Source organism: Streptomyces sp. NPDC052101 (assembly GCF_040680235.1).
Lineage (GTDB): Bacteria > Actinomycetota > Actinomycetes > Streptomycetales > Streptomycetaceae > Streptomyces.
Genome location: NZ_JBFAWH010000003.1, coordinates 202,525 through 228,214, shown reverse-complemented (window position 1 = coordinate 228,214; position 25,690 = coordinate 202,525). Strand labels below are relative to the sequence as shown.

The 25,690-nt window shown below is 71.1% G+C and carries 23 protein-coding genes; 8 read left to right on the top strand and 15 right to left on the bottom strand.

From position 1 onward, the window contains the following. Position 1: 1 nt before the first annotated feature. From AB0L75_RS08300 to AB0L75_RS08260, 9 genes are all read right to left on the bottom strand, one after another. A complete protein-coding gene (locus AB0L75_RS08300; RefSeq protein ID WP_365177058.1) occupies positions 2 to 1,600 on the bottom strand; it encodes a carboxyl transferase domain-containing protein in 1,599 nt (532 codons plus the stop codon). After that, a complete protein-coding gene (locus AB0L75_RS08295; protein WP_365177055.1) occupies positions 1,597 to 3,273 on the bottom strand; it encodes an acyclic terpene utilization AtuA family protein in 1,677 nt (558 codons plus the stop codon). The genes AB0L75_RS08300 and AB0L75_RS08295 overlap by 4 nt, the downstream gene beginning before the upstream one ends. Beyond that, a complete protein-coding gene (locus tag AB0L75_RS08290) occupies positions 3,270 to 4,064 on the bottom strand; it encodes a TIGR03084 family metal-binding protein (protein ID WP_365177052.1) in 795 nt (264 codons plus the stop codon). Before AB0L75_RS08290 ends, AB0L75_RS08295 begins: the two co-directional genes overlap by 4 nt. A 132-nt stretch (positions 4,065 to 4,196) precedes the next feature. Next, positions 4,197 to 5,150: an EamA family transporter gene (locus AB0L75_RS08285; RefSeq protein WP_365177049.1), complete on the bottom strand. Its 954-nt coding sequence runs from the start codon at positions 5,148 to 5,150 to the stop codon at positions 4,197 to 4,199. Positions 5,151 to 5,282: 132 nt separating this feature from the next. Further along, on the bottom strand, positions 5,283 to 7,259 hold the full coding sequence (locus tag AB0L75_RS08280; RefSeq protein WP_365177047.1) for an ABC transporter ATP-binding protein: 1,977 nt from the start codon (positions 7,257 to 7,259) through the stop codon (positions 5,283 to 5,285). Between the two features lie 72 nt (positions 7,260 to 7,331). Next, the gene (locus tag AB0L75_RS08275) at positions 7,332 to 7,463 is read right to left on the bottom strand and encodes a hypothetical protein (RefSeq protein ID WP_365177044.1); all 132 of its coding nucleotides are present in this window, start codon (positions 7,461 to 7,463) and stop codon (positions 7,332 to 7,334) included. A gap of 196 nt (positions 7,464 to 7,659) precedes the next feature. Next, positions 7,660 to 8,418, bottom strand: coding sequence for a metallophosphoesterase family protein (locus tag AB0L75_RS08270; RefSeq protein ID WP_365177042.1), 759 nt, complete (start codon positions 8,416 to 8,418; stop codon positions 7,660 to 7,662). 42 nt (positions 8,419 to 8,460) lie between these two features. Further along, positions 8,461 to 8,661, bottom strand: a complete 201-nt coding sequence (locus AB0L75_RS08265; RefSeq protein ID WP_365177039.1) for an SCO3870 family protein — start codon at positions 8,659 to 8,661, stop codon at positions 8,461 to 8,463. Between the two features lie 88 nt (positions 8,662 to 8,749). After that, positions 8,750 to 11,716, bottom strand: a complete 2,967-nt coding sequence (locus AB0L75_RS08260) for an FAD-binding and (Fe-S)-binding domain-containing protein (protein WP_365177036.1) — start codon at positions 11,714 to 11,716, stop codon at positions 8,750 to 8,752. Between the two features lie 157 nt (positions 11,717 to 11,873). Here AB0L75_RS08260 and serC point away from each other — a divergent pair, with 157 nt between their 5' ends. Continuing rightward, positions 11,874 to 12,992 (top strand): phosphoserine transaminase, encoded by a 1,119-nt coding sequence (gene serC / locus AB0L75_RS08255; RefSeq protein ID WP_365177033.1) that lies wholly within the window; start codon positions 11,874 to 11,876, stop codon positions 12,990 to 12,992. A gap of 76 nt (positions 12,993 to 13,068) precedes the next feature. Here serC and AB0L75_RS08250 read toward each other — a convergent pair whose 3' ends face one another. Continuing rightward, positions 13,069 to 14,043 (bottom strand): WD40 repeat domain-containing protein, encoded by a 975-nt coding sequence (locus AB0L75_RS08250; protein ID WP_365177030.1) that lies wholly within the window; start codon positions 14,041 to 14,043, stop codon positions 13,069 to 13,071. A 112-nt stretch (positions 14,044 to 14,155) separates the two neighbouring features. Here AB0L75_RS08250 and AB0L75_RS08245 point away from each other — a divergent pair, with 112 nt between their 5' ends. From AB0L75_RS08245 to AB0L75_RS08235, 3 genes are all read left to right on the top strand, one after another. Then, positions 14,156 to 14,839, top strand: coding sequence for a GDSL-type esterase/lipase family protein (locus tag AB0L75_RS08245; RefSeq protein ID WP_365177027.1), 684 nt, complete (start codon positions 14,156 to 14,158; stop codon positions 14,837 to 14,839). An 88-nt stretch (positions 14,840 to 14,927) separates the two neighbouring features. Further along, a complete protein-coding gene (locus AB0L75_RS08240) occupies positions 14,928 to 15,518 on the top strand; it encodes a Uma2 family endonuclease (protein WP_365177024.1) in 591 nt (196 codons plus the stop codon). 43 nt (positions 15,519 to 15,561) lie between these two features. After that, a complete protein-coding gene (locus AB0L75_RS08235) occupies positions 15,562 to 16,557 on the top strand; it encodes an aldo/keto reductase (protein WP_365177022.1) in 996 nt (331 codons plus the stop codon). Between the two features lie 177 nt (positions 16,558 to 16,734). Here AB0L75_RS08235 and thpR read toward each other — a convergent pair whose 3' ends face one another. Beyond that, positions 16,735 to 17,307: an RNA 2',3'-cyclic phosphodiesterase gene (gene thpR, locus AB0L75_RS08230; protein WP_365177019.1), complete on the bottom strand. Its 573-nt coding sequence runs from the start codon at positions 17,305 to 17,307 to the stop codon at positions 16,735 to 16,737. A gap of 40 nt (positions 17,308 to 17,347) precedes the next feature. On the opposite strand from thpR, the gene AB0L75_RS08225 reads away from it, so the two are divergent. Next, positions 17,348 to 17,869 carry a GNAT family N-acetyltransferase gene (locus AB0L75_RS08225; protein ID WP_365177016.1) on the top strand — a complete coding sequence of 174 codons (522 nt, stop codon included), beginning with the start codon at positions 17,348 to 17,350 and terminating at the stop codon, positions 17,867 to 17,869. A 35-nt stretch (positions 17,870 to 17,904) separates the two neighbouring features. On the opposite strand, the gene AB0L75_RS08220 is transcribed toward AB0L75_RS08225, so the two are convergent. The 3 genes from AB0L75_RS08220 to AB0L75_RS08210 form a co-directional block, all read right to left on the bottom strand. Next, entirely contained in the window at positions 17,905 to 19,050 is a 1,146-nt protein-coding gene (locus AB0L75_RS08220) for a TIGR03118 family protein (protein WP_365177013.1), read from the bottom strand. A gap of 138 nt (positions 19,051 to 19,188) precedes the next feature. Further along, a complete protein-coding gene (locus tag AB0L75_RS08215; RefSeq protein ID WP_365178044.1) occupies positions 19,189 to 20,460 on the bottom strand; it encodes an MFS transporter in 1,272 nt (423 codons plus the stop codon). A gap of 93 nt (positions 20,461 to 20,553) precedes the next feature. Then, positions 20,554 to 20,991 (bottom strand): MarR family transcriptional regulator, encoded by a 438-nt coding sequence (locus AB0L75_RS08210; protein WP_365177010.1) that lies wholly within the window; start codon positions 20,989 to 20,991, stop codon positions 20,554 to 20,556. Between the two features lie 155 nt (positions 20,992 to 21,146). Between AB0L75_RS08210 and AB0L75_RS08205 the strand changes: the two genes are divergently transcribed. Next, positions 21,147 to 21,329, top strand: a complete 183-nt coding sequence (locus AB0L75_RS08205; protein WP_365177007.1) for a ribbon-helix-helix protein, CopG family — start codon at positions 21,147 to 21,149, stop codon at positions 21,327 to 21,329. 18 nt (positions 21,330 to 21,347) lie between these two features. Here the strand turns inward: AB0L75_RS08205 and AB0L75_RS08200 are convergent, their stop codons facing one another. After that, a complete protein-coding gene (locus AB0L75_RS08200) occupies positions 21,348 to 22,799 on the bottom strand; it encodes an NCS2 family permease (protein WP_365177004.1) in 1,452 nt (483 codons plus the stop codon). 151 nt (positions 22,800 to 22,950) lie between these two features. Here AB0L75_RS08200 and AB0L75_RS08195 point away from each other — a divergent pair, with 151 nt between their 5' ends. Beyond that, positions 22,951 to 23,217, top strand: coding sequence for a DUF2530 domain-containing protein (locus tag AB0L75_RS08195; RefSeq protein ID WP_365177002.1), 267 nt, complete (start codon positions 22,951 to 22,953; stop codon positions 23,215 to 23,217). A gap of 46 nt (positions 23,218 to 23,263) precedes the next feature. Beyond that, positions 23,264 to 25,660, top strand: a complete 2,397-nt coding sequence (locus AB0L75_RS08190) for an HAD-IC family P-type ATPase (RefSeq protein WP_365176999.1) — start codon at positions 23,264 to 23,266, stop codon at positions 25,658 to 25,660. Positions 25,661 to 25,690 lie beyond the last annotated feature (30 nt).

The following is a 25,690-nucleotide window of genomic DNA, read 5'->3' as shown; positions in this document are numbered from 1 at the left end:
CTCACATCCGGAAGACGCCGAAGCCACCGCGCGCACCTTCGTAGGGCGCGGTGTGGATCGCGGACAGGCACAGGCCGAGGACGGTGCGGGTGTCGCGCGGGTCGATGACGCCGTCGTCGTACAGCCGCCCGGACAGGAACATCGGCAGCGACTCGGACTCGATCTGCTGCTCCACCATGGCGCGCAGGGCGGCGTCCGCGTCCTCGTCGTACGGCTGGCCGTTCGCCGCCGCCGACTGCCGGGCGACGATCGACAGCACGCCCGCGAGCTGCTGCGGGCCCATGACGGCGGACTTGGCGCTGGGCCAGGCGAACAGGAAGCGGGGGTCGTAGGCGCGTCCGCACATGCCGTAGTGACCGGCGCCGTACGACGCGCCCATCAGCACCGACAGATGCGGCACCCGGCTGTTGCTCACCGCGTTGATCATCATCGCGCCGTGCTTGATGATCCCGCCCTGCTCGTACTCCTTGCCGACCATGTAGCCGGTGGTGTTGTGCAGGAAGAGCAGCGGGATGCCGCGCTGGTTGGCGAGCTGGATGAACTGGGCGGCCTTCTGCGACTCGGCACTGAAGAGCACGCCCTGGGCGTTGGCCAGGATGCCGACCGGGTAGCCGTGCAGCGACGCCCAGCCGGTCACCAGACTGGTCCCGTACAGCGGCTTGAACTCGTCGAAGTCGGAGGCGTCGACGATCCGGGCGATGACCTCGCGCGGGTCGAACGGGATCTTCAGGTCCTCCGGGACGATGCCCAGCAGGTCTTCCGGGTCGTACCTGGGCGGCTCGGCCGGGCCCGGATCCGGGTACGCCTTGCGGTGGTTGAGGCGGGCGACCACGCGGCGTGCCTGGCGCAGCGCGTCCGGTTCGTCCACGGCGAGGTAGTCGGCGAGGCCCGACACGCGCGCGTGCATCTCGGCGCCGCCCAGGGACTCGTCGTCGCTCTCCTCGCCGGTCGCCATCTTCACCAGCGGCGGCCCGCCGAGGAAGACCTTCGCGCGCTCCTTGACCATGATCACGTGGTCGGACATGCCGGGGATGTAGGCGCCGCCGGCGGTGGAGTTGCCGAAGACGACCGCGAGGGTCGGGATGCCGGCGGCGGAGAGGCGGGTGAGGTCGCGGAAGATGGCGCCGCCCGGGATGAAGATCTCCTTCTGGGAGGGCAGGTCGGCACCGCCGGACTCGACCAGGGAGATACAGGGCAGCCGGTTGGCGAGGGCGATGTCGTTGGCGCGCAGGGCCTTCTTCAGGCTCCACGGGTTGCTCGCGCCGCCGCGCACGGTCGGGTCGTTGGCGGTGATCAGGCACTCGACGCCCTCGACCACGCCGATGCCCGTGACCAGGGAGGCGCCGACGGTGTAGTCACTGCCCCAGGCGGCGAGCGGGGACAGTTCCAGGAAGGGGGTGTCGGGGTCGAGGAGCAGCTCGATCCGTTCCCGGGCGAGCAGCTTGCCCCGCTTCCGGTGCCGTTGGACGTACTTCTCGCCGCCGCCCGCGAGCGCCTTGGCGTGTTCGGCGTCGAGTCCGGCGAGCCTGGCGAGCATGGCCTCGCGGTGCGCGCGGTGGTCGGGGCTGCCCGGGTCCAGGGCCGAGGTCAGGGTGGTCAAAGCAGGGCCTCCGGGATGTCCAGGTGGCGGGAGCGCAGCCATTCGCCGAGGGCCTTGGCCTGCGGGTCGAAGCGGGCCTGCGCGGCGACGCCCGCGCCGAGGATGCCCTCGACGACGAGGTTGACCGCGCGGAGGCCCGGCAGCAGGTGCCGGGTGACGGGCAGGTCCCGGCTCTCGGGGATCAGCTGCCGGAACCTTTCGGCGGTCAACTCGTGCGCGAGCCACCGCCAGGCGTCCTCGGTACGGGCCCAGACGCCGACGTTGGCGTTGCCGCCCTTGTCCCCACTGCGGGCCCCCGCGACCAGCCCGAGGGGCGCGCGCCGGGTCGGCCCGGCCGGGAGCGGCTCGGGGAGAGCCGGTTCCGGTACGGCGTCCAGGGGCCGGGTGTCCTGGGGCGGCGCCACAGGGATACGGCGTCCGTCGTGGAGGACAGCCCTATGGTCTACGGCGCCATGGGGGACGTACACATCCTCGAAGACCCCATAGGGGGCGCCCTTTCCAGGTGGGGACAGCACATGGAAGCCCGGGTAGCTGGCCAGCGCCAGTTCCACGGCGGCCCCGCTCAGCGCCCGCCCGACGACCCGTTCGTCCGCGTCCCGTACGACGAGCCGCAGCAGGGCGCTCGCGGTCTCCTCGGTGTCGGCGTCGGCCCGGTCGGTGCGGACCAGCTCCCAGCGCACCTCGGCGGGCGGCGCCTTGGCGAGCGCGTCGGTCAGCTGGTGGCGCACGAGGTCGGCCTTGGCCTCGATGTCGAGTCCGGTGAGGACGAAGACGACCTCGTTGCGGAAGCCGCCGAGCCGGTTGCGGCCGACCTTCAGGGTCGGCGGCGGCGCCTCGCCCCGCACCCCCTCGATCCGCACCCGGTCCGGCCCGTCCTGGCTCAGCCGTACGGTGTCCAGCCGGGCGGTGACATCGGGTCCGGCATAGCGGCCGCCGCCGGTCTCGTACAGCAGTTGCGCGGTGACCGTGCCGACATCGACCAGACCGCCGGTACCGGGGTGCTTGGTGATGACGCTGCTGCCGTCGGCGTGGATCTCGGCGAGCGGGAAACCGGGCCTGCGTACGTCCCCCTCCCGGAAGAACGCGTAGTTCCCGCCGGTGGCCTGCGTCCCGCACTCCAGCACATGTCCGGCGACGACGGCGCCCGCGAGCCGGTCGTACTCCCCGGGCTGCCAGCCGAAGTGGGCGGCGGCGGGCCCGGTGACGAGGGCCGCGTCGGTCACCCGCCCGGTGACCACGATGTCCGCACCGGCCCGCAGACATGCGGCGATGCCGAAGCCGCCGAGGTAGGCGTGGGCGGCGAGGGTCCCGGGGTGGGAGGCGGTGAGGTCGTCGCCCTCGACATGTGCGACATCGGCCGGGATGCCGAGCCGCTCGGCCAGCTTCCGCACCGCGGCGGCCAGTCCGGCCGGGTGGAGGCCTCCCGCGTTGGTGACGATCTTCACGCCCCGCTCGTGGGCGAGGCCGAGGCAGTCCTCCAGCTGGCGCAGGAAGGTGCGGGCGTATCCCGCGGAGGGGTCCTTCAGCCGGTCGCGGGCGAGGATCAGCATGGTGAGTTCGGCGAGGTAGTCACCGGTGAGGACGTCGAGTTCACCGCCGGTGAGCATCTCGCGCAGGGCGTCCGCGCGGTCGCCGTAGAAGCCGGAGAAGTTGCCGATGCGCAGGGCCTTCACCGCTCGGTTCCCCTCGGCGGACGGCCGGTGCCGGGCGGGCCCGCGAAGGCCTGTGCGATGTCCAGCCAGCGGTCGGCTTCGGGGCCTACGGCGGTCAGGGCGAGGTCGGCGCGGTGGGCGCGCTGGGTGACCAGGAGGCAGAACTCGAGGGCGGGGCCGGTGACGCGCTGCGGGGCGTCTTCGGGGCCGTACGCCCACACCTCGCCCGTGGGTGAGGTGAGTTCCACCCGGAACTCGTCGGCGGGCGGTGTGATCCCGTGGACGGTGTGGGCGAAGTCCCGGGTGCGGACCCCGAGCCGGGCCACATGCCTCAGCCGGTCGGTGGGTGCGCGGACCACACCCAGTGCGTCGGCGATGTCCAGGCTGTGGGCCCAGGTCTCCATGAGTCGGGCGGTGGCCATGGAGGCGGCGGACATGGGCGGGCCGTACCAGGGGAACCGGGCGCCGGGCGGCGCGGCACGCAGCGCCCGGTCGAGGGCCTCGCGTCCGGCGCGCCAGGTCCGCAGCAGCTCGGCGGGGGCGAGCCGGGCGCCGTCCTGCGCGCCCTCGTCCACGAACGAGTCCGGGGCGGCGAGCGCCTTCTCGACCAGCGCCCGGAAGGCGTCCGCGTCGGTGACGGCGAGCAGCGCCGAGCGGTCGGTCCAGGCGAGGTGCGCGATCTGGTGGGCGACGGTCCAGCGGGGCGCGGGGGTGGGCAGTGCCCACTGCTCGGGGCTCAACTCGGCCACGAGCAGGTCGAGTTCCTCGCTCTCGGCACGCAGGTCGTCGATGACGGGCGTCGGGTCGGCCATGGGGGGAGCATGGCAGCGAGCCCAGAAACAATCAAGCGTGCTTGCATGAATTTGGCCGACACCGGGCGAGGACACCCTCTCCCTCACTCGGCCGCCGGATCGCCCGGGCCCCGGTGGAGCGGGTGAGGGCCGTCAGGCCTCCGGTGCCAGTTCCACCCTGGCCCTGCCCCGCCCCACCTGGGTCCGTACCGCGCCGATGCTCGCCGCGATGACCAGGGCGATCGCGGCCGCTTCCGTGGCGGACAGGGACTGGCCGAGGACGAGGAAGCCGGCCGTTGCCGCCAGCGCCGGTTCGAGGCTCATCAGGATGGCGAAGGTGGAGGCGGGCAGGCGGCGCAGGGCGAGGAGTTCGAGGGTGTAGGGCAGGACCGAGGAGAGCAGGGCCACCGCCGAGCCGAGGGCGACGGTGGTGGGGTCCAGCAGGCGGGTGCCCGCTGCGGTGATGCCGATGGGGAGGAAGAGCAGGGCCGCGACCGCCATGGCCAGGGCCAGGCCGTCCGCCTGCGGGAAGCGGCGGCCCGTACGGGCGCTGAAGAGGATGTAGACCGCCCACATGGCGCCGGCGCCCAGGGCGAATGCGACACCTGTGGGGTCGAGGTCGCTGAAGCCTCCGCCGCCCAGCAGGAAGACGCCGAGCAGGGCCAGGCCCGCCCACACCGCGTTGACCGCGCGGCGCGAGGCCAGGACCGACAGGGCCAGCGGGCCGAGCACTTCCAGGGTGACCGCAGGGCCCAGCGGGATGCGGGCGACCGCCTCGTAGAAGAGGCCGTTCATCGCGCCCATCGCGATACCGAAGGCGATCACCGTGCCCCAGTCGGCGCGCGAGTGGCCGCGCAGCCGGGGGCGGCAGACCAGGAGGAGGACCACGGCCGCCGCGAGGAGACGGAGGGCGACGACGCCCGGTGCGCCGGCCCGGGGCATCAGGGTCACCGCGAGGGCACCGCCGAACTGGACCGAGACGCCGCCGGCCAGCACCAGGCCCACCGGGCCGAGTGAGCCGAACCGGCTCTGCCGTCCGACGGGGGCGACCGGTGTCGGCGTTGCGGTGGTGCTGGTGGCGCTGGAGGTGGTGGAGGTGGCGGTCACGGGCGGTCCTGTGCTTGATCGGGTTCGTTCATCTCGATGTACCAACAGGTCTAGGGTAATGAACCCTGACAGGTGCGTAAACCCATTAAGGAACTGTCCCGGATGCTGGACCGGACGCCCGGCCAAGCTCTGTCAGATGCCCGGCCAGGCCTCCCCGTCACGGAAGAGGGGACGGCCGTCCGGGAGGGTGGCGGGAAGGGCCGCGGGGAGGGGGGCCGCGTAGGGGTCGTGACCGTACGGCTGCTGGTACGCGGGCGCGTGCCCGTACGACGGCGCCGGGCTCTGGGCCTCCCACAACGGCATGCGCAGCTCGCCGGTGTCCGTCACCGCGTTGTTCTGCGAGCGGTGCAGCCGTGCGTACGCCCCGCCCCGGGCGAGGAGGTCGTCATGGCGTCCGGTCTCCACGATCCGGCCCCGGTCCACGACGAGGATGCGGTCGGCGTCGGGGGCGAGGTTGAGGTCGTGGGTGATCATGATCGTCGTGCGGCCCGCCATCAGGCGGCGCAGTGGCCCCACGACCCTGCGCGCGGCCATCGCGTCCAGGCCGGTCGTCGGCTCGTCCAGGACTAGGACGGGGGCGTCGCGCAGGATGGCGCGGGCGATGGCCAGCCGCTGGAGCTGACCGCCGGAGAGGCGGGCCGAGTTGGGGTCCACCCTGGTGTCGTAGCCGTCGGGGAGGCGGACGATGAATTCGTGCGCGTCGGCCGCCCGCGCCGCTTCCTCGATCGCCCGGTCGCTGGCGCCGGGGCGGCCGCAGGCGATGTTGGCGCGGACCGTGTCGTGCAGGACGAGGGTCTCCTGCGGGAGGAGTGTCACGTACGCGCGGAGGCGGGCCAGGGGGAAGTCGCGCAGGGGGACGCCGTCCAGGAGGACTTCTCCCGCGTCCGGGTCGTAGAACCGCAGCAGGAGCTTGGACACCGTGGACTTGCCGGCGCCGCTCGGGCCGGTGACGATCACCAGCTCGCCGGGGCTGACCGCGAAGGAGAGGTCTTCCAGGGCGGCCCTGTCGGCGCCCGGATAGCCGAAGGTGACCCCGCGGACCTCGACTCTTCCGTCCGGGCGGCCCGTCTCCGTGCCTCTGCGGGGGTCGGTGACCGAGGGGCGGACGTCCAGGATCTCGATGAGCCGCTCGGCGCCGGCCGTGGCGGCGGTGACGGTAAGGCCCAGCTGGGCGAGGCCGCGCACCGGCGGGTAGAGGTAGCCGAGGAAGGCGGCGAAGGCGAGGAGCTGGCCGAGGGTCATCCGGCCGGTGGAGATCTCCCAGGCGCCGATGCCGATCACGGCGAGCACGCACACCGTCTCGATGACCTGGACGAGCTGCTCGTACGCCTCGTTCAGGCGGGTGGAACGGACCGAGGCCCGGAACCAGGCGGACGCCTCCTCGTGCAGCCGGCGGCGTTCGGCGTCCCGGCGGTCGTAGGCCTGGGTGAGCACGATGTTGCCGAGGGACTCCTCCACCACGGAGGTGATCGCGCCGTCGGCGACCCGGCCCTCGCGGGAGACGTCCTTGATGGAACCGGAGAAGCGGCGCGCGGCCAGCCAGAACAGCGGCGCGAGGACGAAGGTCGCGGCGGCCAGGTCCCAGCGCAGCCAGAACGCGGCGACGGCGTAGAAGAGGGCGGAGAACGCCGCCGAGGCGGCGCCGACCAGGCCGGAGACGACCATCGTCTCGATCGCCTCGACGTCGCCGGTCAGCCGGGAGAGCAGATCGCCCTGGCGGTGACGCTGGAAGAAGTGCGGCGGCAGCTGCTGGACATGGTCGAAGACATGCTCGCGCAGTCGCATCACGAACCGCTCGGTCACCCAGGCGGCAAGGGAGTTGCCGGCGTACGCGACGACGGCGCCGGCCATGGCGATCCCCAGCCACTTGCCCGCCGGGCTCCAGAACGCGGCCGTCGAGCCCTTCCGCAGGGCGTGGTCGGTGAGGTCGCTGAACAGCAGGATGGCCTCGGTCTCGGCGAGCGCGGCGAGCACCGTGCACACCCAGACGACGAGCAGCCATTTCCTGAGCCCTTTGGTCAGCGGCCAGAAACGGCGGAATGCGGTGCGGGCGGGAATGGTGGGCGTTTCATGCTCGAACTCTTCCGCCTCGGCGCTCTCTTCACCCATTGAATTCCCCTTCCAAAGAAAAGAAAAAGGGGCCGACGGTGCACCATCGGCCCCTTTCCGTTCAGCCTCGGATCACTGGTCCTGGCCGGGGAACGGCTTGGGCAGCGGCGGCTTCGGCGCGTGTTTCTTCGGCTTCGGCTTCGGCGGCGGGGGGAGCTGCTTGTTGGGCTTGGGGGGCAGCGGGGCAAGCTTCTTGAAGCTCATTTCTGACTCCTACTGGTTCGAAGTTCTTGTTTCGAGAATTCCGCGTCCGGATCCCGACATCGAAGAACCTACACGCCACCCGAGAGCCCGAAAGGCAAAATTGGCAAAGGGGTGCTGTGAATACCTTTGTGGTTCCTGAGAGAATCGCTCGAAGCCCATGCGAACCTGAGAGTTCTCTTATGAACCTGAGGTTGCCTTATGATCCGGCCTTCGGCCCCCAGGCCGCCAGCACCTCGGTGTCCGTCGCCCGGGCGTGCAGGTAGTGGTCGGCCCACTCGGCGATGTCCGGGTAGGCGCATTCCGCGGTGAGCCGGGCGACGGCCGCCGGTATGTCGTACGGCGTCACGCGCAGGTCGGCGCCGGGGCCGAGCAGGCACCAGTGGGCGCCGGGGCGGCCGTAGGGCATGCCGACGCTGCCGGGGTTGACCACAAGACGGCCGTGCGCGAGGCGGACGTAGGGCATATGGGTGTGGCCGCAGACGACCGTGCCGACGCCGGGGTCGAGGCCGGTGAAGACCTCCGCCCAGCGGTCGGGGCGGGAGTCCACCAGTACCAGTTCCTCGTCGTCGCGCGGGGTGGCATGGCAGAACAGGACCGTGCCGAGGCCGCGGACGCGCAGGGTGAGCGTGCGGGGCAGGCCGGCGAGGAAGTCGACCTGGTCCTCGCGGAGTTGCCGGGCCGCGTAGGGACCGATGGGGTCGGGGATCCCGGTGCGCGAGCCGCGCCGGTACTCCACCAGCTCCCGGTCGGCGTTGCCCGCCAGCCACAGCACCTTCTCGCCCTGCTCGCGCAGCAGGTCCAGCACCTCGGCCGGCTGGGGCCCCGCCGTGATGTCGCCGGTGAGAACGATCCGGTCGGCGGCCGCCACCTCGGGCTCCGCGAGGACCGCCTCCAGGGCGGGCAGCACGCCATGGATGTCGGACAGGACCGCCAAGCGGGTGTGCTCCACCGTCACTTCACCACCCCCGGTTTGCGCCGAGGCACCAGGTCGGCGTGCTCAGTTCGAGTGCCGCCGACGGTCACGGGCCCACGTCACCACAACGAGAGCCGCGGTGACGTACATCACGATGCTGGCGGTGGCCACGGATTCGACGTACGGCTCATAGCCGTTCGCGCGGAGCTGGAGCGTGAGGAACGCGAGAGCTGTGCCGAGCGCCGCTATCGCGGCGGACAAGGAGCCGAACGGGGCCTTCGTCATGAGGGGTTCCTCCGAACTGCGAGACGACTGGTCGCTTCCGAGTCTACGTATGCGCCGCCAACTGCCCATTCACATAAGGGAATACCTCTCAGTCCCCTGCCCCCTTCTCCAGCGCCTCCGCCAGCACCTCGGCCAGATGCCGTCCCCGCACGCCAGCCAGCTGGTCCAGTTGGGTGCGGCAGGAGAAGCCGTCGGCCAGGACCACCGTCCCTTCGGGTGCCTTACGGACCGACGGCAGGAGCTGTTCCTCCGCGCAGGCCCTGGACACCTCGAAGTGGCCTTTCTCGAAGCCGAAGTTGCCCGCGAGTCCGCAGCAGCCGCCGCTCAGCTCGCCGGTGAGGCCCGCGGCCTCGCGCAGCCGGCGGTCGGCGGTGTCGCCGAGCACCGCGTGCTGGTGGCAGTGGGTCTGGCCGCTGACCGGGCGGTCCACGGCGGGCGGGGTCCAGTGCGGGGCGTGCCGCCCGAGGGCCTCGGCGAAGGTGAGGACGGCCGAGGCCAGCCGGGCCGCGCGCGGGTCGTCGTGCAGCAGCTCGGGCAGGTCGGTGCGGAGGGCCGCCGCGCAGCTCGGCTCCAGGACGACGACCGGGACTTCGGCCCGCAGCACCGGCTCCATCAGGTCCAGGGTGCGGCGCAAGACCGCGCGGGCGCGGTCGAGCTGGCCGGTGGAGATATAGGTGAGGCCGCAGCAGACGCGTGCACGGCGGGCGGTGAGCAGCGCGGCGGCCGACCTGGCGCGGCCGGCCCCGATGCCTGCCGCGCGCACCAGCAGCGTCGGCGGCAGGGCCACGCGCAGTCCGGCGGCCTCCAGCACCCGGACGGCGGCCCGGCCGACGGACGGGGACAGATACTCGGTGAAGGTGTCCGGCCAGAGCACCACCAGATCACCCCGGCCCGAGCCACCCGGACCCGAGCCACCGGAATCCGAGCCGTCCGGCCCCGGCCCCTCTGCGCCCTGCACCGACTTGCGCGGCACCGGCCTCCGTGGCACCGGCTTCCGCGTGCGCCACCATCCGGTGAAGGTCTGTGCCGCCAGACGGGGAATCTCCCGCTCGGCCGCGATCCCGCCCAGGCGCTTGCCGGCGCGGGCCAACGGTCCGACTCCCGCCAGGGCGTTGAGCAGCGGGGCCGTGTGTGTGACGGCGACCCAGCGCAGCCACTGCGGCAGCCGGCCCATGCTGAGATGCGCGGCGGGACGGCGTCGGCCGGCGTAGTGGTGGTGCAGGAACTCCGCCTTGTAGGTGGCCATGTCGACGCCGACCGGGCAGTCGGAGCGGCAGCCCTTGCAGGACAGGCACAGATCGAGGGCGTCGCGCACCTGTGTCGAACGCCAGCCGTCGGTGACCAGTTCACCGGCCAGCATCTCGTGCAGCAGCCGGGCCCGGCCGCGCGTGGAGTGCTCCTCCTCGCCGGTCGCGCGGAAGGAGGGGCACATCACGGCGGGGCCGGCCGCCGTGGTCGTACGGCACTTGGCGACGCCGACGCAGCGGCGGACGGCCGCGCGGAAGTCACCGTCGTCCGCCGGGTAGCCGAAGGCCACGTCGACGGGCTGTGCGGGAAGGACGGAGAAGCGCAGGCCGGTGTCCAGCGGGGCCGGGCGGACCAGCATGCCGGGGTTGAGCAGGTCATCCGGGTCCCAGACCGCCTTGGCCCGCTCGAAGAGCCGGACCGTCTGCGCGCCGTACATGCGCGGCAGCAGCTCCGCGCGGGCCTGTCCGTCGCCGTGCTCCCCGGACAGCGAGCCGCCGTGCGCCACGACCAGGTCGGCCAGTTCCTCGGAGAAGCGGCGGAAGCGGCCGATGCCGGCCTCGGTGAGCAGGTCGAAGTCGATGCGGACGTGGATGCAGCCGTCGCCGAAGTGGCCGTACGGCGCGCCGCGCAGGCCGTGGGCCGACAGCAGCGCGCGGAAGTCCCGGAGATAGGCGCCGAGCCGGGCGGGCGGCACCGCGCAGTCCTCCCAGCCGGGCCAGGCCTCACTGCCGTCGGGCATGCGGGTCGCCGTGCCGCTCGCGTCCTCGCGGATGCGCCACAGGACCCGCTGGGCGGCCGGGTCCGTCACCACCAGGGAGCCGACCACGTCGGCCCCGCGGACGACGTCCTGTGCACGTGCGCGTGCCTCGGCCGGGGTCTCGCCGCCGGTCTCCACGAACAGCCAGGCGCCACCGGCGGGCAGTCCGGCCGGGGAGCGCACCAGGTCGGCCGCCATGCCCTCCACCGTCAGCGGGCCGTAGGGGAGCAGCCCCGCGGCGGCCTCGGCGGCCGCACCCTCGTCGGCGTACGCCAGCACGGCCAGGGCACGCGCGCGTGGGGCCCGCACCAGCTGGACGACCGCCTCGGTCAACACGCCCAGCGTGCCCTCGGAGCCGCAGAAGGAGCGGGCGACGTCGGCGCCCTTCTCGGGCAGCAGCGCGTCCAGCGCATAGCCGGAGATACGGCGGGGCAGCTCCGGGAAGCCCGTGCGCAGCCGGGCCAGGTCGCCGTCCACCAGCTCGCGCAGCCCCTCGGGCGCGCCCGCCCAGCCCGGCCCGAGCCGCAGCGGCCGTCCGCGCGCGGTCAGGACGGACAGCTCCCGCACGCTGTCCGCGGTCGTCCCCCAGGCCACCGAGTGCGAACCGCAGGAGTTGTTGCCGATCATCCCGCCGAGTGTGCAGCGGCTGTGCGTGGACGGGTCCGGGCCGAAGCGCAGGCCGTGCGGGGCGGCGGCCTCCTGGAGCCGGTCGAGGACGAGGCCGGGCTGCACGACCGCCGTGCGCGCCTCGGGATCGATCGACAGCAGGCGGTTCATGTGCCGGGTGAAGTCCAGGACGACCCCCGTGCCGGTGGCCTGTCCGGCGATCGACGTGCCCCCGCCGCGCGGCACCACCGGCACCCCGCGGGCCCGGCAGACCTCCAGCACGGCGGCCACGTCCCCGGCGTCTGTGGGCGCGACGACGCCCAGCGGGACACGCCGGTAGTTGGACGCGTCCATGGTGACCAGTGCCCGGGAGGTGATGTCGAAACCGACCTCGCCCCGGACGGCACCGCGCAGCTCCGCTTCGAGACCCGAGTGATCCGTCATGCGTCCAGGATGCATCCGCTCACGCACAGTCACCGAAACTTTTCCACAGCTTCGCGCATATCGTCGTACTAATTCACAGGTCCATCGGCTCGACGATCTCGTCTCATCGGACGGACATGGTTCCGCCCGGTTTCGCCCAGCCGATACCCTCCGACTCGTGGCCGACATCCAGATTCCCGCTGACATCAAGCCCGCCGACGGACGTTTCGGCGCGGGCCCCTCCAAGGTGCGCACCGAGGGGCTGGACGCCCTCGCCGCCACCGGCACGTCCCTCATGGGCACCTCCCACCGCCAGGCGCCCGTCAAGAACCTGGTCGGCGAGGTCCGTGAGGGCATCAGCTCCCTGTTCTCGCTGCCCGAGGGCTACGAGGTGATCCTCGGCAACGGCGGATCCACCGCCTTCTGGGACATCGCCACCCACGGTCTGATCGAGAACAAGTCCCAGCACCTCAGCTTCGGCGAGTTCTCCTCGAAGTTCGCCAAGGCGGCCAAGCTCGCCCCCTGGCTGGCCGAGCCCACCGTCATCGCCACCGACCCCGGCACCCACCCCGAGGCGCGGGCCGAAGCGGGCGTCGACGTCTACGCCTACACCCACAACGAGACCTCCACCGGTGTCGCCATGCCCATCAAGCGCGTGGCCGGCGCCGACGAGGGCGCGCTCGTCCTGGTGGACGCCACCTCCGGCGCGGGCGGCCTCCCGGTCGACGTCTCCGAGACCGACGTCTACTACTTCGCCCCGCAGAAGTCCTTCGCCTCCGACGGCGGCCTGTGGATCGGGCTCTTCTCGCCGGCCGCGATCGAGCGCGCCGAGCGCGTCCACGCCAGCGGCCGGCACGTGCCCGAGTTCTTCTCGCTGCCGACCGCGATCGACAACTCCCGCAAGAACCAGACGTACAACACCCCGGCCCTCGCCACCCTGTTCCTGCTCAACGAGCAGCTGAAGTGGCTCAACGGCCAGGGCGGTCTCGCCTGGTCCACGGCCCGCACCAAGGACTCCTCCACCCGCCTGTACTCCTGGGCCGAGGAGTCCAAGCACGCCACCCCGTTCGTCACCGACCCGGCCAAGCGCTCCCAGGTCATCGGCACGATCGACTTCTCGGACGAGATCGACGCGGCCGCCGTCGCCAAGGCACTGCGCACCAACGGCATCGTCGACACCGAGCCCTACCGCAAGCTCGGCCGCAACCAGCTGCGCATCGCCATGTTCCCGGCCATCGACCCGGCGGACGTCGAGGCCCTGACGAAGTGCGTCGACTACGTGATCGAGAAGCTGTAGCCGATCGACAAGCCGTAGTCGTCCCGTCCACGACAGCGAAGGGCGCCCGGTGGCCACCGGGCGCCCTTCGGGCCGTTCAGCCCCGGCGTCGCAGCCTGCGCAGGCCGAACAGGGCGGCCAGGCCCACGGCGACGACGGCCGCACCGATCTTCAGGGTCCCGGCGACCGAGCCACCCACCGAACCCGAACCCGAACTCGCGCTCACGGACGGGGACTTGGCGGCGGGCAGGCCGGGCGCGTCCTTCGCCACGACCTCGCTGTCGGCGCCCTCGCTGCTGTACAGCAGCTTGGTTCCGTCGACGGAGTAGCTGACGCCCTCGCCCTGCCCCTGGAGGGGCACGTCGAGCTGGCCCTCGCGTTTGATCCGGCCGCCGTTCCAGTCGTAGGAGATACCGCCGATGTAGCCGCGTACGGCGAGCTGCCGGCCGTCCGGCGAGAAGGCCGCGTCCGTGGCCCACAGGTCGACCGGGGCGATCGGCTTGAAGACGTTCGTGCCGGACGTGGAGAGGGTGGCCGGGCCCTCGTACAGATGCCCGCCGTCCTCCTTCTTGTCGATGATGTAGACCCGCCCGGTCTTCGGGTGGACGACCAGCGACTCGGCGTCGCGCGGTCCGTTCGCGTACTTCACCACGTACTGCGTGGCGGTGACCGTCTGGTCCCTCAGCTCCTTCGGCTCGGGCAGCCGGTAGATCCAGACGTACGGCCATCTGCCGCCGAAGTTGTCGCCGATGTCGCCGAGGTAGATCTCGTCGTGCGGCCCGATGGAGATGGCCTCGACGTCACGCGGGGACCCGATGCCGCGCAGGGTGATCCGGGCGACGGTCTTCCCGGTCCGGCTGTCCACGGCGTAGACGTACGGCCCGTCGCCGCTGTCGTTGTGCGTCCAGTAGACGCCGGGGTGGAGACGGGAGGCGGCGAGCCCGCTGGACTCGGTGATGCGCGGGTCCTTGAAAGTGAACCCCTGGTCGCCGTCACCGTCGGCGGCGGAGGCGGGCAGCGCGCAGGCACCGGCGAGCAACACCCCGGCGAGGACGGCGAACGATCGACGCATACCCCCAAGCCTGCCATTCCCCCCGGGGGTTCACGGGGGCGCTCACGCGGGGCGCACCGGACGTGGTGGGCCTCACACCCCACCGGTGCGCACGATCGTTCATCATGAGCGGATGCTCAGGTTCATGCCCGTAGGTGACTCCATGACGATCGGGAGCGCCGGCGAGCACACATGGCGGTACCGGCTCTGGCAGCATCTGCGGGACACGTACGACGGCCCGTTCACCTTCGTCGGCCCGCGCGAGGAGCTGTACGACAAGTCGGCCGACGCCCCGACGTCCCACGCGTACGCCGATCCCGGCTTCCCCCGCCGCCATCTGGCGGGCTGGGGCGAGGGCTGGCTGCACATGGCCCCGCTGATCTCGGCGGCGGTCCGCGAGCACCGCGCCGACGTCCTCCTGGTCTCCCTCGGGCTGATCGACCTGGGCTTCTACACCAACGCCGAGCAGACGGCGGAGAACGTACGGGCGTTCACCGACGGCGCCCGGGAGGCGAACCCGCACATCCGCATGGTGCTGCTCCCGGTCATCCCGAACATACGGGCCGAGGCGGACACCTCGTTCGCCGCGCAGGTGGACCTCTTCAATGTCCTGCTGGCCAAGACAGTCGCCGACCTGGACGAGCCCCGCTCGCCGATCCTGCTGGCCTCCGCGCCTCAGTCGTACGACATCCACGCCGACACCTACGACGGGACGCATCCCAACGCGAGCGGGGAGCACCGGATCGCGGGGGCGTTCGCGGGGGCGATGTGGGAGGCGTGGGGGGTCGGACAGGCGTACGCGGCTGGAACAGGTTGACTTGATTCCGGCGTCTCCCCGTCACGGTGCGTATCGTTGAACCGCGCGGCTGCACTCGTCCGTGGGGCAGCCGGGGAGGAGCGCCACGATGACCGTCCTTGACGACAGGATCGAGATGGCCGAGAGCGACAGCCCGATCACGCTCGACGAGTTTTTCGAGCGGTTCGAGAAGATGCCCGTCCCCGAGGGATACAAGCTCGAAATCGTCGAGGGGACCGTCTACATGACGCCGCAGCGGGACATCCACTGGCAGATCATCCGCCGGATCGTCCGAGCCCTTGAGGACACGTTCGGCATGGACGTGAATGTGCTGTCCGACGTGCGCATTGACTTCCCTGGGATTTTGAACGGTTACGCCCCGGACGTAGCGAAGATCCGTGAGGGCGCCGAGAAGAACGCCAAGGGCCTATGGCGCCACGAAGACGTCGAGTTCGTCGCCGAGGTCATCTCCAAGGGCACGGCCCACAACGACTACGGCCCCAAGAAGACCGCCTACGCCGTCGCCGAGGCCCCCGTCTATGTCATCGCCGATCCCTACCAGGGCCGCTGCCACGTCTATACCGACCCCAAGGACGGCAACTACGCCGTGAGGACGACGGTGGACTTCGGCACCGACATCGACCTGACCGGCACCGTAGTCGACCTCATCCTCAAAACCGACGACTTCCCCCGGGACTGAAGTGCTTGCCTAGAGCCCACTCCAAGCCGTTGGCTGGTGGACCATGAAGTACACGCAGCTTGGACGCACGGGACTCAAGGTCGGTCGGCTCGTCCTCGGGACGATGAACTTCGGGCCGCAGACCGACGAAGCCGACAGCCACGCCATCATGGACGCGGCGCTGGACGCCGGCATCAACCTCTTCGACACCGCCAACGTGTACGGGTGGGGTGACAACAAGGGGCGGACCGAGGAGATCATCGGCAACTGGTTCGCCAAGGGCGGCGACCGGCGCGACAAGGTCGTCCTCGCCACCAAGGTCTACGCCAACATGGCCCCCGACGGGCAGGCCGCCTGGCCCAACCACGACAAGCTCTCCGCGCTGAACATCCGCCGGGCCGTGGACGCCAGCCTGAAGCGGCTGAAGACCGACCACATCGACCTCTACCAGTTCCACCACGTCGACCGGGACACGCCGTTCGAGGAGATCTGGCAGGCCATCGACACCCTGGTCCAGCAGGGCAAGATCCTCTACGCGGGCTCCAGCAACTTCCCCGGCTACAAGATCGCCCAGGCCAACGAGATCGCCGCCCGCCGCGGCGGCACCATCGGCCTGGTCAGCGAGCAGTGCCTGTACAACCTCGCCGAGCGGCGCGCCGAGATGGAGGTCATCCCGGCCGCGCAGGAGTACGGCCTCGGTGTCATCCCGTGGTCGCCGCTGCACGGCGGCCTGCTCGGCGGCGTCATCAAGAAGGAGGTCCAGGGCGGTCGCCGGGCCTCCGGCCGGGCCGCCGACACCCTCAAGGACCCCGCCGCCCGCGCCCGGGTCCAGGCGTACGAGGACCTGATCGACAAGCACGGCCTGGAGCCCGGCGAGGTGGCCCTGGCCTGGCTGCTGACCCGGCCCGGCGTGACCGGCCCGATCGTCGGCCCGCGCACCGCCGAACAGCTGGACTCCGCCCTCAGGGCGGTCGAGCTGGAGCTGGGCGAGGAGCTGCTGGCAGGCCTGGACGAGGTCTTCCCGGGCCCGGGCCCGTCCCCGGAGGCCTTCGCCTGGTGACACCTCAGGGGTGACCCACCCAGGGGCGCGGGGCCGCATGTAGAAGGGAACCCCGCGCCCCTGGGGCGACAGGCCAGCCGCTACCTGACGGCCGCGGCCACGGCGACAACCACCAGCATCAACACAAGCGCACCGGCCATGATCCGGTTCCGACTCTTCGGGTCCACATGACCGAGCCTAACCGGCGCCGCCCAGAGCCCAGCGGGCGACCGCCTCATACCGCGGCTGCTCCCCCGGCACCCCGGATCTCGGCAGGTTGCTGCGGACCAGCACCAGCTCGTCCACCGTCCAGGTCCTGCTGGTGAACTCGCGGAGCAGATCGACATACGGCCGTACGTCCACCGAGTCCCGTGCCCGCGCCACCGTCAGGTGGGCCTTGAAGCGCCGGTGCTCCTCCATCGGCACGCCCGCCTTCCGCGCCGCCGACTCCGCCCGGTCGGCCAGCAGCCGCATCGCCTCCACCTCGCCGTAGCCACCCGTCCACAGGGCCTTGCCGTGGCCGAACTGGCCGCCGCCGGAGAGGGCCAGGGCGAAGGGGGACGTGCGGCGGGCCGCGCGGGCCAGGCGCTCCGACAGGTCCGGTACGACGTCGTCCGCGACCTCGCCGTAGAAGGCCAGGGTGAAGTGCCAGCCCGGGCGGCTCGTCCAGCGCAGCCGCTCGGCGCCGGGCAGCCGCTTCAACTTGGCGATCTCGACGGCGAGTTCATGGACCACCTGCTCCGGGGGGAGCACCGCGGCGAAGAGTCTCATGCCTTCACCTTCGCAGACACCGGTGTGCATGATGACCTTCATGACGATCACCGTGCGCGAAGGCGGACCCGACGATCTCCCCGTGATACTCGGCATGCTCGACAGCAGTGTGGAGTGGCTGGTGTCACAGGGGCGCACCCGTCAGTGGGGGGACAAGCCGCTGTCGGAGAACCCGAGGGTGGCGGAGGCGATCACCGGGGCCATGGAGCAGGGCCGTACGTACATCGCCGAGGTCGACGGCGTGCCCGCCGCCACGCTCACCCTCACCGAGGGGCCCGGCGCCTATCTGTCCCATCTGCCGCCGCCCGGCGAGCCCGAGCGGTACATCCACTGGCTCGCCTCCGACCGCCGTTTCAAGGGCCACGGCGCCGGTGCCGCCCTGCTCGCCCACGCGGCCGAGGAGACCCGGCGGGTGGGAGTCTCCCTGCTGCGCGTGGACTGCTACGCGGGTGACGACCGCAAGCTGGTCGCCTTCTACGAGGCCAACGGCTTCATCCCGACACAGGCCTACACCCACGGCAAGGACGACTGGCCGGGACAGGTGCTCGCCCGGCGGGTGTGAACCGCCCGGCGAGCACCCTGGGTGCGATCGGCGGATCAGCGCTCGGCGCGCAGGGTGCCGAGCAGCCCGTGCGCCTCGTCCTGGATTCCCGCCGCGAACCAGACACTGTCCCGGCCGCCGGACCGGGCCGTGCCCCGCTGCAGCCCCCACAGGCCGTTGATCTCGATCGGCCGACCGTGGCGGTCCTTCAGGGTCCCCTCGAACCGGCCGGTCCTGAGGTCGAAGGCGTGGATGCGGCCGTCGCCGAAGTTGCCGACGAGCAGGTCGCCGGCGAACTTCCCGAAGCCCTTGGGAGCCGTTTCCAGGCCCCAGGGCGAGTTGAGCACCCCGCGGCGGGCGAAGCGCTTGAGCAGCCTGCCCTTGGTGCTGAACACGTCGATGAAGCCGTTGCCCGGGCCCGCGACGTCGTCGTGCTTGGCCGCGTCCTGCTTGGCGTAGGTGACGAAGACCCTGCCGTCGATGTCCTTGACGTCGAAGGGCGCGAAGCCGCTCGGGATCTTCGGGTCCTGGAACGCGTCGGCGGCCTGTTTCACCTGCTTGAAGTGGGTGTCGAAGGCGTCGATGCGCGCGTCGCGGAAGTTCGCGACGAGGATGCGCGGCCGGTGCCGTCCGCCCTTCTCCTCCTTCCGCTCGTGGTCGACGAGGGTCAGGCCCTTGAAGACGGCGTTGTCCTCCTGGGCGACCTGGACGCCGGTCGTCGGGAGCACCTGCGGGTTGAAGGCGAAGAGGCCGCCGTTCTCCCCGGCGAAGATGAACCGCGCGGGACCTGAGCGTCCGGAGGCGGTGAAGCGGAAGTCGCGGGTGTCGTTGCGCACGATCCCGGTCGGGTCGGCGGAGTCGGGGAGGTGGACGACGGGCGTAAGGACGGTGACCGGCCGGTGGTCCCGGGCGCCCGAGTACACCGTGGAGGTGCTGGTGCCGTTGTTGGAGACCCTGATCGCCCCGTCCTGCGTGCGCACCAGCCCCCAGGGGTTGACCAGGTTCTGGTCCTGCCGCTCCGCTCTGCCCGCGAGGTCGGAGACGAGATCGCGCTCCCGGAAGCCGTGGTCGGCCTTGCGCGGCGCGGCGACGGCCCCGGGCGGCGCGGCGGCGAGCGCGCCGACCGTGCCCAGGGCCAGCGCGACCGCCGTCAGCAGCCGTACGCGGGAGCGGGGTCTCGGGGGCGATGCCTGTGATGCCATGCGGATGCTCCTGTTCCCATACGGGCCCCTAAGGGGGCGTACTGGCAGAAGTCATCTCATGGGGCGCAATCGCACCGGCGATCGACACGCAGACACGCATCCGTACGGGGACACGGCGTGGTGATCTCTACGCCGCCGTCACGCCGCCGTCGCCAGCTGCTCCCGCTCTCTCGGCACGAACCGGACCCGCGGGTGGCCGTGGTACCAGCCCACCGCCAGCCGCAGCCCGCCGACACGGGCCAGGACCAGGCCGATGGTGCCGGCGGCCGCGGCGGAGACGATGCCGCCGAGAGCGAAGCCGACCCGGGCGCCGTAGGTGTCGGTGATCCAGCCGACGATCGGCGCGCCCACCGGCGTACCGCCCATGAACACCATCATGAACAGGGACATCACCCGGCCGCGCATGGCCGGGTCGGTGGCCATCTGGACCGCGGTGTTCGCCGTGACGTTCACCGTCAGGCCGAAGATGCCGATCGGGACCATGAGCAGCGCGAACAGCCAGTACGACGGCGCCAGCGCGGCCACGACCTCCAGCGCGCCGAAGGCCAGCGCGGCGGCGGTCAGGATGCGCAGCCGGGCCGTGCCTCGCCGGGCGGCCAGCAGGGCGCCGACCAGGGAGCCGGCGGCGATGAGGGTGTTGAAGAGGCTGTAGGCGCCGGCACCGGCGTGGAAGACCTGCTCGGCGTAGGCCGACAGCCACACCGGGAAGTTGAAGCCGAAGGTGCCGATGAAGCCCACGAGGACGATCGGCCAGATCAGCTCCGGGCGGCCGGCCACATAGCGCAGGCCCTCGCGCAGCTGGCCCTTTCCGCGCGGCGCGCGCTCGACGACGTGCAGTTCGCGGGCGCGCATCAGCAGCAGGCCGGTGATGGGTGCGACGAAGGACAGGCCGTTGGCGAGGAACGCCCAGCCGGTGCCCACACTGGTGATCATCAGGCCGGCGACGGCGGGGCCGACCAGGCGGGCGGACTGGAAGTTCGCCGAGTTCAGGCTGACCGCGTTCTGCAGCTGCTCGGGGCCGACCATCTCGGAGACGAAGGACTGGCGGGCCGGGTTGTCGAGCACCGTGGCGAGGCCGACGGCGAAGGCGGCGACGTAGACGTGCCAGACCTGGACGTGGCCGGTGAGGGTCAACGCGGCGAGCGCGAGGCCGGCGACGGCCATCGAGGCCTGGGTGGCCAGCAGCGTGGGGCGCTTGGAGAGGCGGTCGACCAGGACACCGCCGTAGAGGCCGAAGAGGAGCATCGGCAGGAACTGCAGGGCCGTCGTGATGCCTACGGCTGCGGAGGAGCCGGTGAGGCTGAGGACGAGCCAGTCCTGGGCGATGCGCTGCATCCAGGTGCCGGTGTTGGAGACGACCTGGCCGATGAAGAACAGGCGGTAGTTCCGGATCCTCAGCGAGCTGAACATCGAGGACTTACGAGGGTTGTGGGCGGTCGGTGCGGGGGCGGAAGGTGTTCCGGATCCCGTACTCAAAAGCGTTCGCCTCCTCCATGGGCGCGGTTATAGGTGTGCGAGCTTCTCCAGCACGGGGGCGGCGGCGCGCAGGGCGGCCCACTCGTCCTCGTCGAGGCCCTCGACCAGGCCGGCCAGGAAGGCGTTGCGCTTGCGGCGGCTCTCCTCGAGCATCGCCTCGGCCTGCTCGGTCTGGGTGACGACCTTCTGGCGCCGGTCCTCGGGGTGCGGCTCCAGCCGGACCAGTCCCTTGGCCTCCAGCAGCGCGACGATGCGGGTCATCGACGGCGGCTGGACGTGCTCCTTGCGGGCCAGCTCGCCCGGTGTGGCCGAGCCGCAGCGGGCGAGGGTGCCGAGCACCGACATCTCGGTGGGGCTCAGCGACTCGTCGACCCGCTGGTGCTTGAGCCGACGGGACAACCGCATCACGGCGGAGCGGAGGGAGTTCACGGCGGCAGCGTCGTCGCCATGGGTAAGGTCCGGCATGTTCTTTAGAGTAACTCATTACTCTCGCTAAAGACCACCGCGACACAGGTGCGATGCCCGTGACCCTGGCCACTCAACCCCACGATCACTCATATGAGTGAGCCGCTTCCGGAAAGTGACGCACGGGATGGGCTGATGTGGCGACCCTCGTAGACATGGGGACCAGCGTGCTCAGCCTGCGCATAGACGGAGAGCTGCTCGAAAGGCTCCGGCACCATGCGGCGAAAAGAGGAATGAGCGTGCAGGACTATGTGATCCGCACGCTCATCCGGGACGACTTCGACGAACGGTTCCAGGCCGCCGTCGAGGAGACGGAGAGGTTCTACGGCGTCACATGACGCGTGGACAGCTCCTGATCAGGTCAGGCCCAGGGCCGGCATCAGGTAGTAGAAGGCGAAGACCGCCGAGACGACGTACATGGCGGCCGGGATCTCCCGGAACCGGCCGGCGGCCAGGCGCAGCACCGTGAAGGTGATGAAGCCCATGCCGATGCCGTTGGTGATCGAGTAGGTGAACGGCATCATCAGCATCGTCACGAACGCCGGCATCGCGATCGTGTAGTCCGCCCAGTCGATCTCCTTGATCGAGTTCGACAGGATCAGGAAGCCGACCGCGATCAGCGCCGGGGTGGCCGCCTGGGACGGGACCATCGTGGCGACCGGGGTGAGGAACAGCGCCACGGCGAAGAGGCCGCCCGTGACGACGTTCGCGAGGCCCGTACGGGCACCCTCGCCGACGCCGGCCGTGGACTCCACGAACGCGGTGGTGGCCGAGGAGGAGCTGGCGCCGCCCGTCGCGACGGCGAGGCCGTCGATGAACAGGACCCGGTTGATGCCCGGCATATAGCCCTGGGCGTCGGTCAGCTTGGCCTCGTCACTGACTCCCATGATCGTGCCCATGGCGTCGAAGAAGGACGACAGCAGGACGGTGAAGACGAAGAGGGTGCCGGTCAGCAGGCCGACCTTGTGGAAGCCGCCGAACAGGCTGACGTGGCCGACCAGGCCGAAGTCGGGAGTGGCGACCGGGTTGCCCGGCCACTTCGGGACCGTCAGGCCCCAGGACGGGATCGTGGTGACCGCGTTGAGGATCACCGCGAGCACGGTCATGCCGACGATCGAGATCAGGATCGCGCCCGGCGTCTTGCGGACGATCAGCGCGAAGGTGAGCAGCGCGCCGAGGATGAAGACGACCACCGGCCAGCCGTGCAGATGACCGCCCACGCCGAGCTGCAGCGGAACGGTGGTGTCGGCCTTGTCCGGGATACGCGAGACGAAACCGGAGTCGACGAGGCCGATCAGCATGATGAACAGGCCGATACCGATCGAGATCGCCTTGCGCAGGCCGAACGGCACGGCGTTCATCACACGCTCGCGCAGACCGGTGGCGACCAGCAGCATGACCACGAAACCGGCCAGGACGACCATGCCCATGGCGTCCGGCCAGGACATCCGGGGCGCCAGCTGCAGCGCGACGACCGAGTTCACCCCGAGGCCGGCGGCGAGCGCGATCGGCACATTGCCGATGACACCCATCAGCAGCGTGGTGAACGCGGCCGTCAGCGCGGTCGCCGTCACCAGCTGGCCGTTGTCCAGATGGTGACCGTGCATGTCCTTCGCGGTGCCAAGGATGATCGGATTCAGCACGATGATGTAGGCCATCGCGAAGAAGGTGGCGAAACCGCCGCGGATCTCGCGGGCGACGGAGCTGCCGCGCTCGGAGATCTTGAAGTAGCGGTCGAGCGCGCCATGGACCGGCGCACCGCCCGGCTTCTCGGGGGTGGGGGCCTTGGCGGGTGCCGGGGTGGACATGCGGGACCTCATCACCAAGAGGGTTCCCCCGAGCCTCTTTGGAGTTTCGTACGAGCGGAAACGGTCGAAGACAAACGGTTTCAGTATGAACGTATGACTGGGAGATCGCTATCTCCGCGCGTAGACGCGACCGCCTCGTAAGCTGTGCGACATGGCCAAGTGGACCCCCAAGCACGAGGCGCCGGAGCCCCTGGAGGGGCCCGTGGTCGCCACCATCACCGGCGGCACGATCGTGTGGTTCGTGCTCTTCCTGGTCCAGCTTCCGTTCTACGGCTGGTTCGCCGACCACGGCCATCTGTGGTGGCTGTGGACGTGCCTGGCCGGGGGCGGGCTGGGGCTGATCGGCGTCTGGTACGTCCGCAGGCGGGACGCGGCGATCAAGCGGGCGGCGGCTTCGCAGGGCACGCTCTCCGGCTGACGGGTCAAGTGGGCGGCTGGGCAGAACCGCACGTACCGTCGATGGCATGAGCCATATAGACGCGGGTGCCGAACTCGACCCCGTGCATCCCGTGGCCCTGCCGAAGAGTGCGTCGGCCGGGCTGACCGGCGCCGAAGTGGCGGAACGCGTCAACCGCGGCCAGGTCAACGACGTGCCCGTGCGCAGCAGCCGGTCGCTCGGGGAGATCGTCCGGGCCAACGTCTTCACCCGGTTCAACGCGATCATCGGCCTGCTCTGGCTGATCATGCTGTTCGTCGCGCCGATCCAGGACAGCCTCTTCGGCTTCGTGATCCTCGCCAACACCGGCATCGGCATCGTCCAGGAATGGCGGGCCAAGCAGACCCTCGACTCGCTCGCGGTCATCGGGGAGGCCCGGCCGACCGTGCGCAGGGACGGCGCGGCCGTCGAAGTCGCCACCAACGAGATCGTCCTCGACGACCTGATCGAGATCGGGCCCGGGGACAAGATCGTCGTGGATGGCGTGTGCGCCGAGGCCGACGGGCTGGAGATCGACGAGTCGCTGCTCACCGGCGAGGCCGACCCCGTCGTCAAACGCCCCGGCGACCAGGTCATGTCCGGCAGCTTCGTGGTCGCCGGCGGCGGCGGCTTCACGGCGACCAAGGTCGGCCGCGAGGCCTACGCCGCCCAGCTCGCCGAGGAGGCCTCCCGCTTCACGCTGGTCCACTCCGAGCTGCGCACCGGCATCTCCACGATCCTCAAGTACGTCACCTGGATGATGGTCCCGGCCGCGATCGGCCTGGTCGTCACCCAGCTCGTGGTCAAGAGCAACGGCTTCAAGGACGCCGTGGCCCGCACGGTCGGCGGCATCGTCCCGATGGTCCCCGAAGGGCTGGTGCTGCTCACCTCCGTCGCCTTCGCGATCGGCGTCATCCGGCTCGGCCGCAGACAGTGCCTGGTGCAGGAGCTGCCGGCGATCGAGGGGCTCGCCCGCGTCGACACCGTCTGCCTGGACAAGACCGGCACGCTCACCGAGGGCGGCATGGACGTCACCGAGCTGCGGCCGCTCGGCGGGGCCGACGAGGAGTATCTGCGCAAGGTGCTCGGTGCGCTCGGCGAGTCCGACCCGCGCCCCAACGCCTCCCTCCAGGCGATCATCGACGCCTACCCGGACAGCGAGGACTGGCGCTGCGTGGAGTCGCTGCCGTTCTCCTCGGCCCGCAAGTACAGCGGGGCCGCGTTCAGCGAGGCCGACGGCGAGACCAGCACCTGGCTGCTCGGCGCCCCGGACGTCCTCCTCGCCGACCACGACCCGGCCCTGACCGAGACCGAGCGCCTCAACGAGCAGGGGCTGCGGGTGCTGCTGCTGGCCCGCGCGAGCCGCGACCTGGACGATGCCGAGCCGGCCCATGGCGCCCGCCCCAGTGCCCTCGTCGTCCTGGAGCAGCGGCTGCGGCCCGACGCGGGCGACACCCTGCGCTACTTCGCGGACCAGGACGTGCGCGCCAAGGTCATCTCCGGGGACAACGCGGTGTCGGTGGGCGCGGTCGCCGCCAAGCTGGGCCTCGAAGGTACGGCGGTGGACGCACGGCGCCTGCCCGCCGACCGGGCCGGTATGGCGGACGCGCTGGAGGCGGGGACCGTCTTCGGGCGGGTCACCCCGCAGCAGAAGCGGGACATGGTCGGGGCGCTGCAGTCGAACGGGCACACGGTCGCGATGACCGGCGACGGCGTGAACGACGTGCTCGCGCTGAAGGACGCCGACATCGGGGTCGCCATGGGCTCCGGCTCGGAGGCGACCCGGGCGGTGGCGCAGATCGTGCTGCTGAACAACAGCTTCGCGAGCCTGCCGTCGGTGGTCGGCGAGGGCCGCCGGGTGATCGGCAACATCACTCGGGTGGCGACGCTGTTCCTGGTGAAGACGGTCTACTCGGTGCTGCTGGCGGTGCTGGTGGTGTGCTGGCAGGTCGAGTACCCCTTCCTGCCGCGGCACCTGACCCTGCTCTCCACGCTCACCATCGGCGTCCCGGCGTTCTTCCTCGCCCTCGCGCCCAACAAGGAGCGGGCGAAACCCCACTTCGTGCGCAGGGTCATGCGGTACTCGGTCCCGGGCGGTGTGGTGGCCGGAGTGGCGACCTTCGTGACGTACCTGATCGCCCGTCACTTCTACACGGGTGGTGGCCAGTTGGGCGCCGAGACCAGCGCGGCCACCCTGACGCTCTTCCTGGTCTCCATGTGGATCCTCGCGATCATCGCCCGGCCGTACACCTGGTGGCGGGTCCTGCTGGTGGCGTCGATGGGCCTGGCGTTCGTGTTCATCCTCGCCGTACCGGCCCTGCAGAGCTTCTTCGCGCTGAAGCTGGTCGGGGTGAGCATGCCGTGGACCGCCGTCGGCGTGGCGGTGGTGGCGGCGGCCGCCCTGGAGTGGATCTGGAAGTGGGTCGACCGCCGCTTTCCCGCCTGAGCGTCCGGCTCCGTCACCGGACGCCGGGGC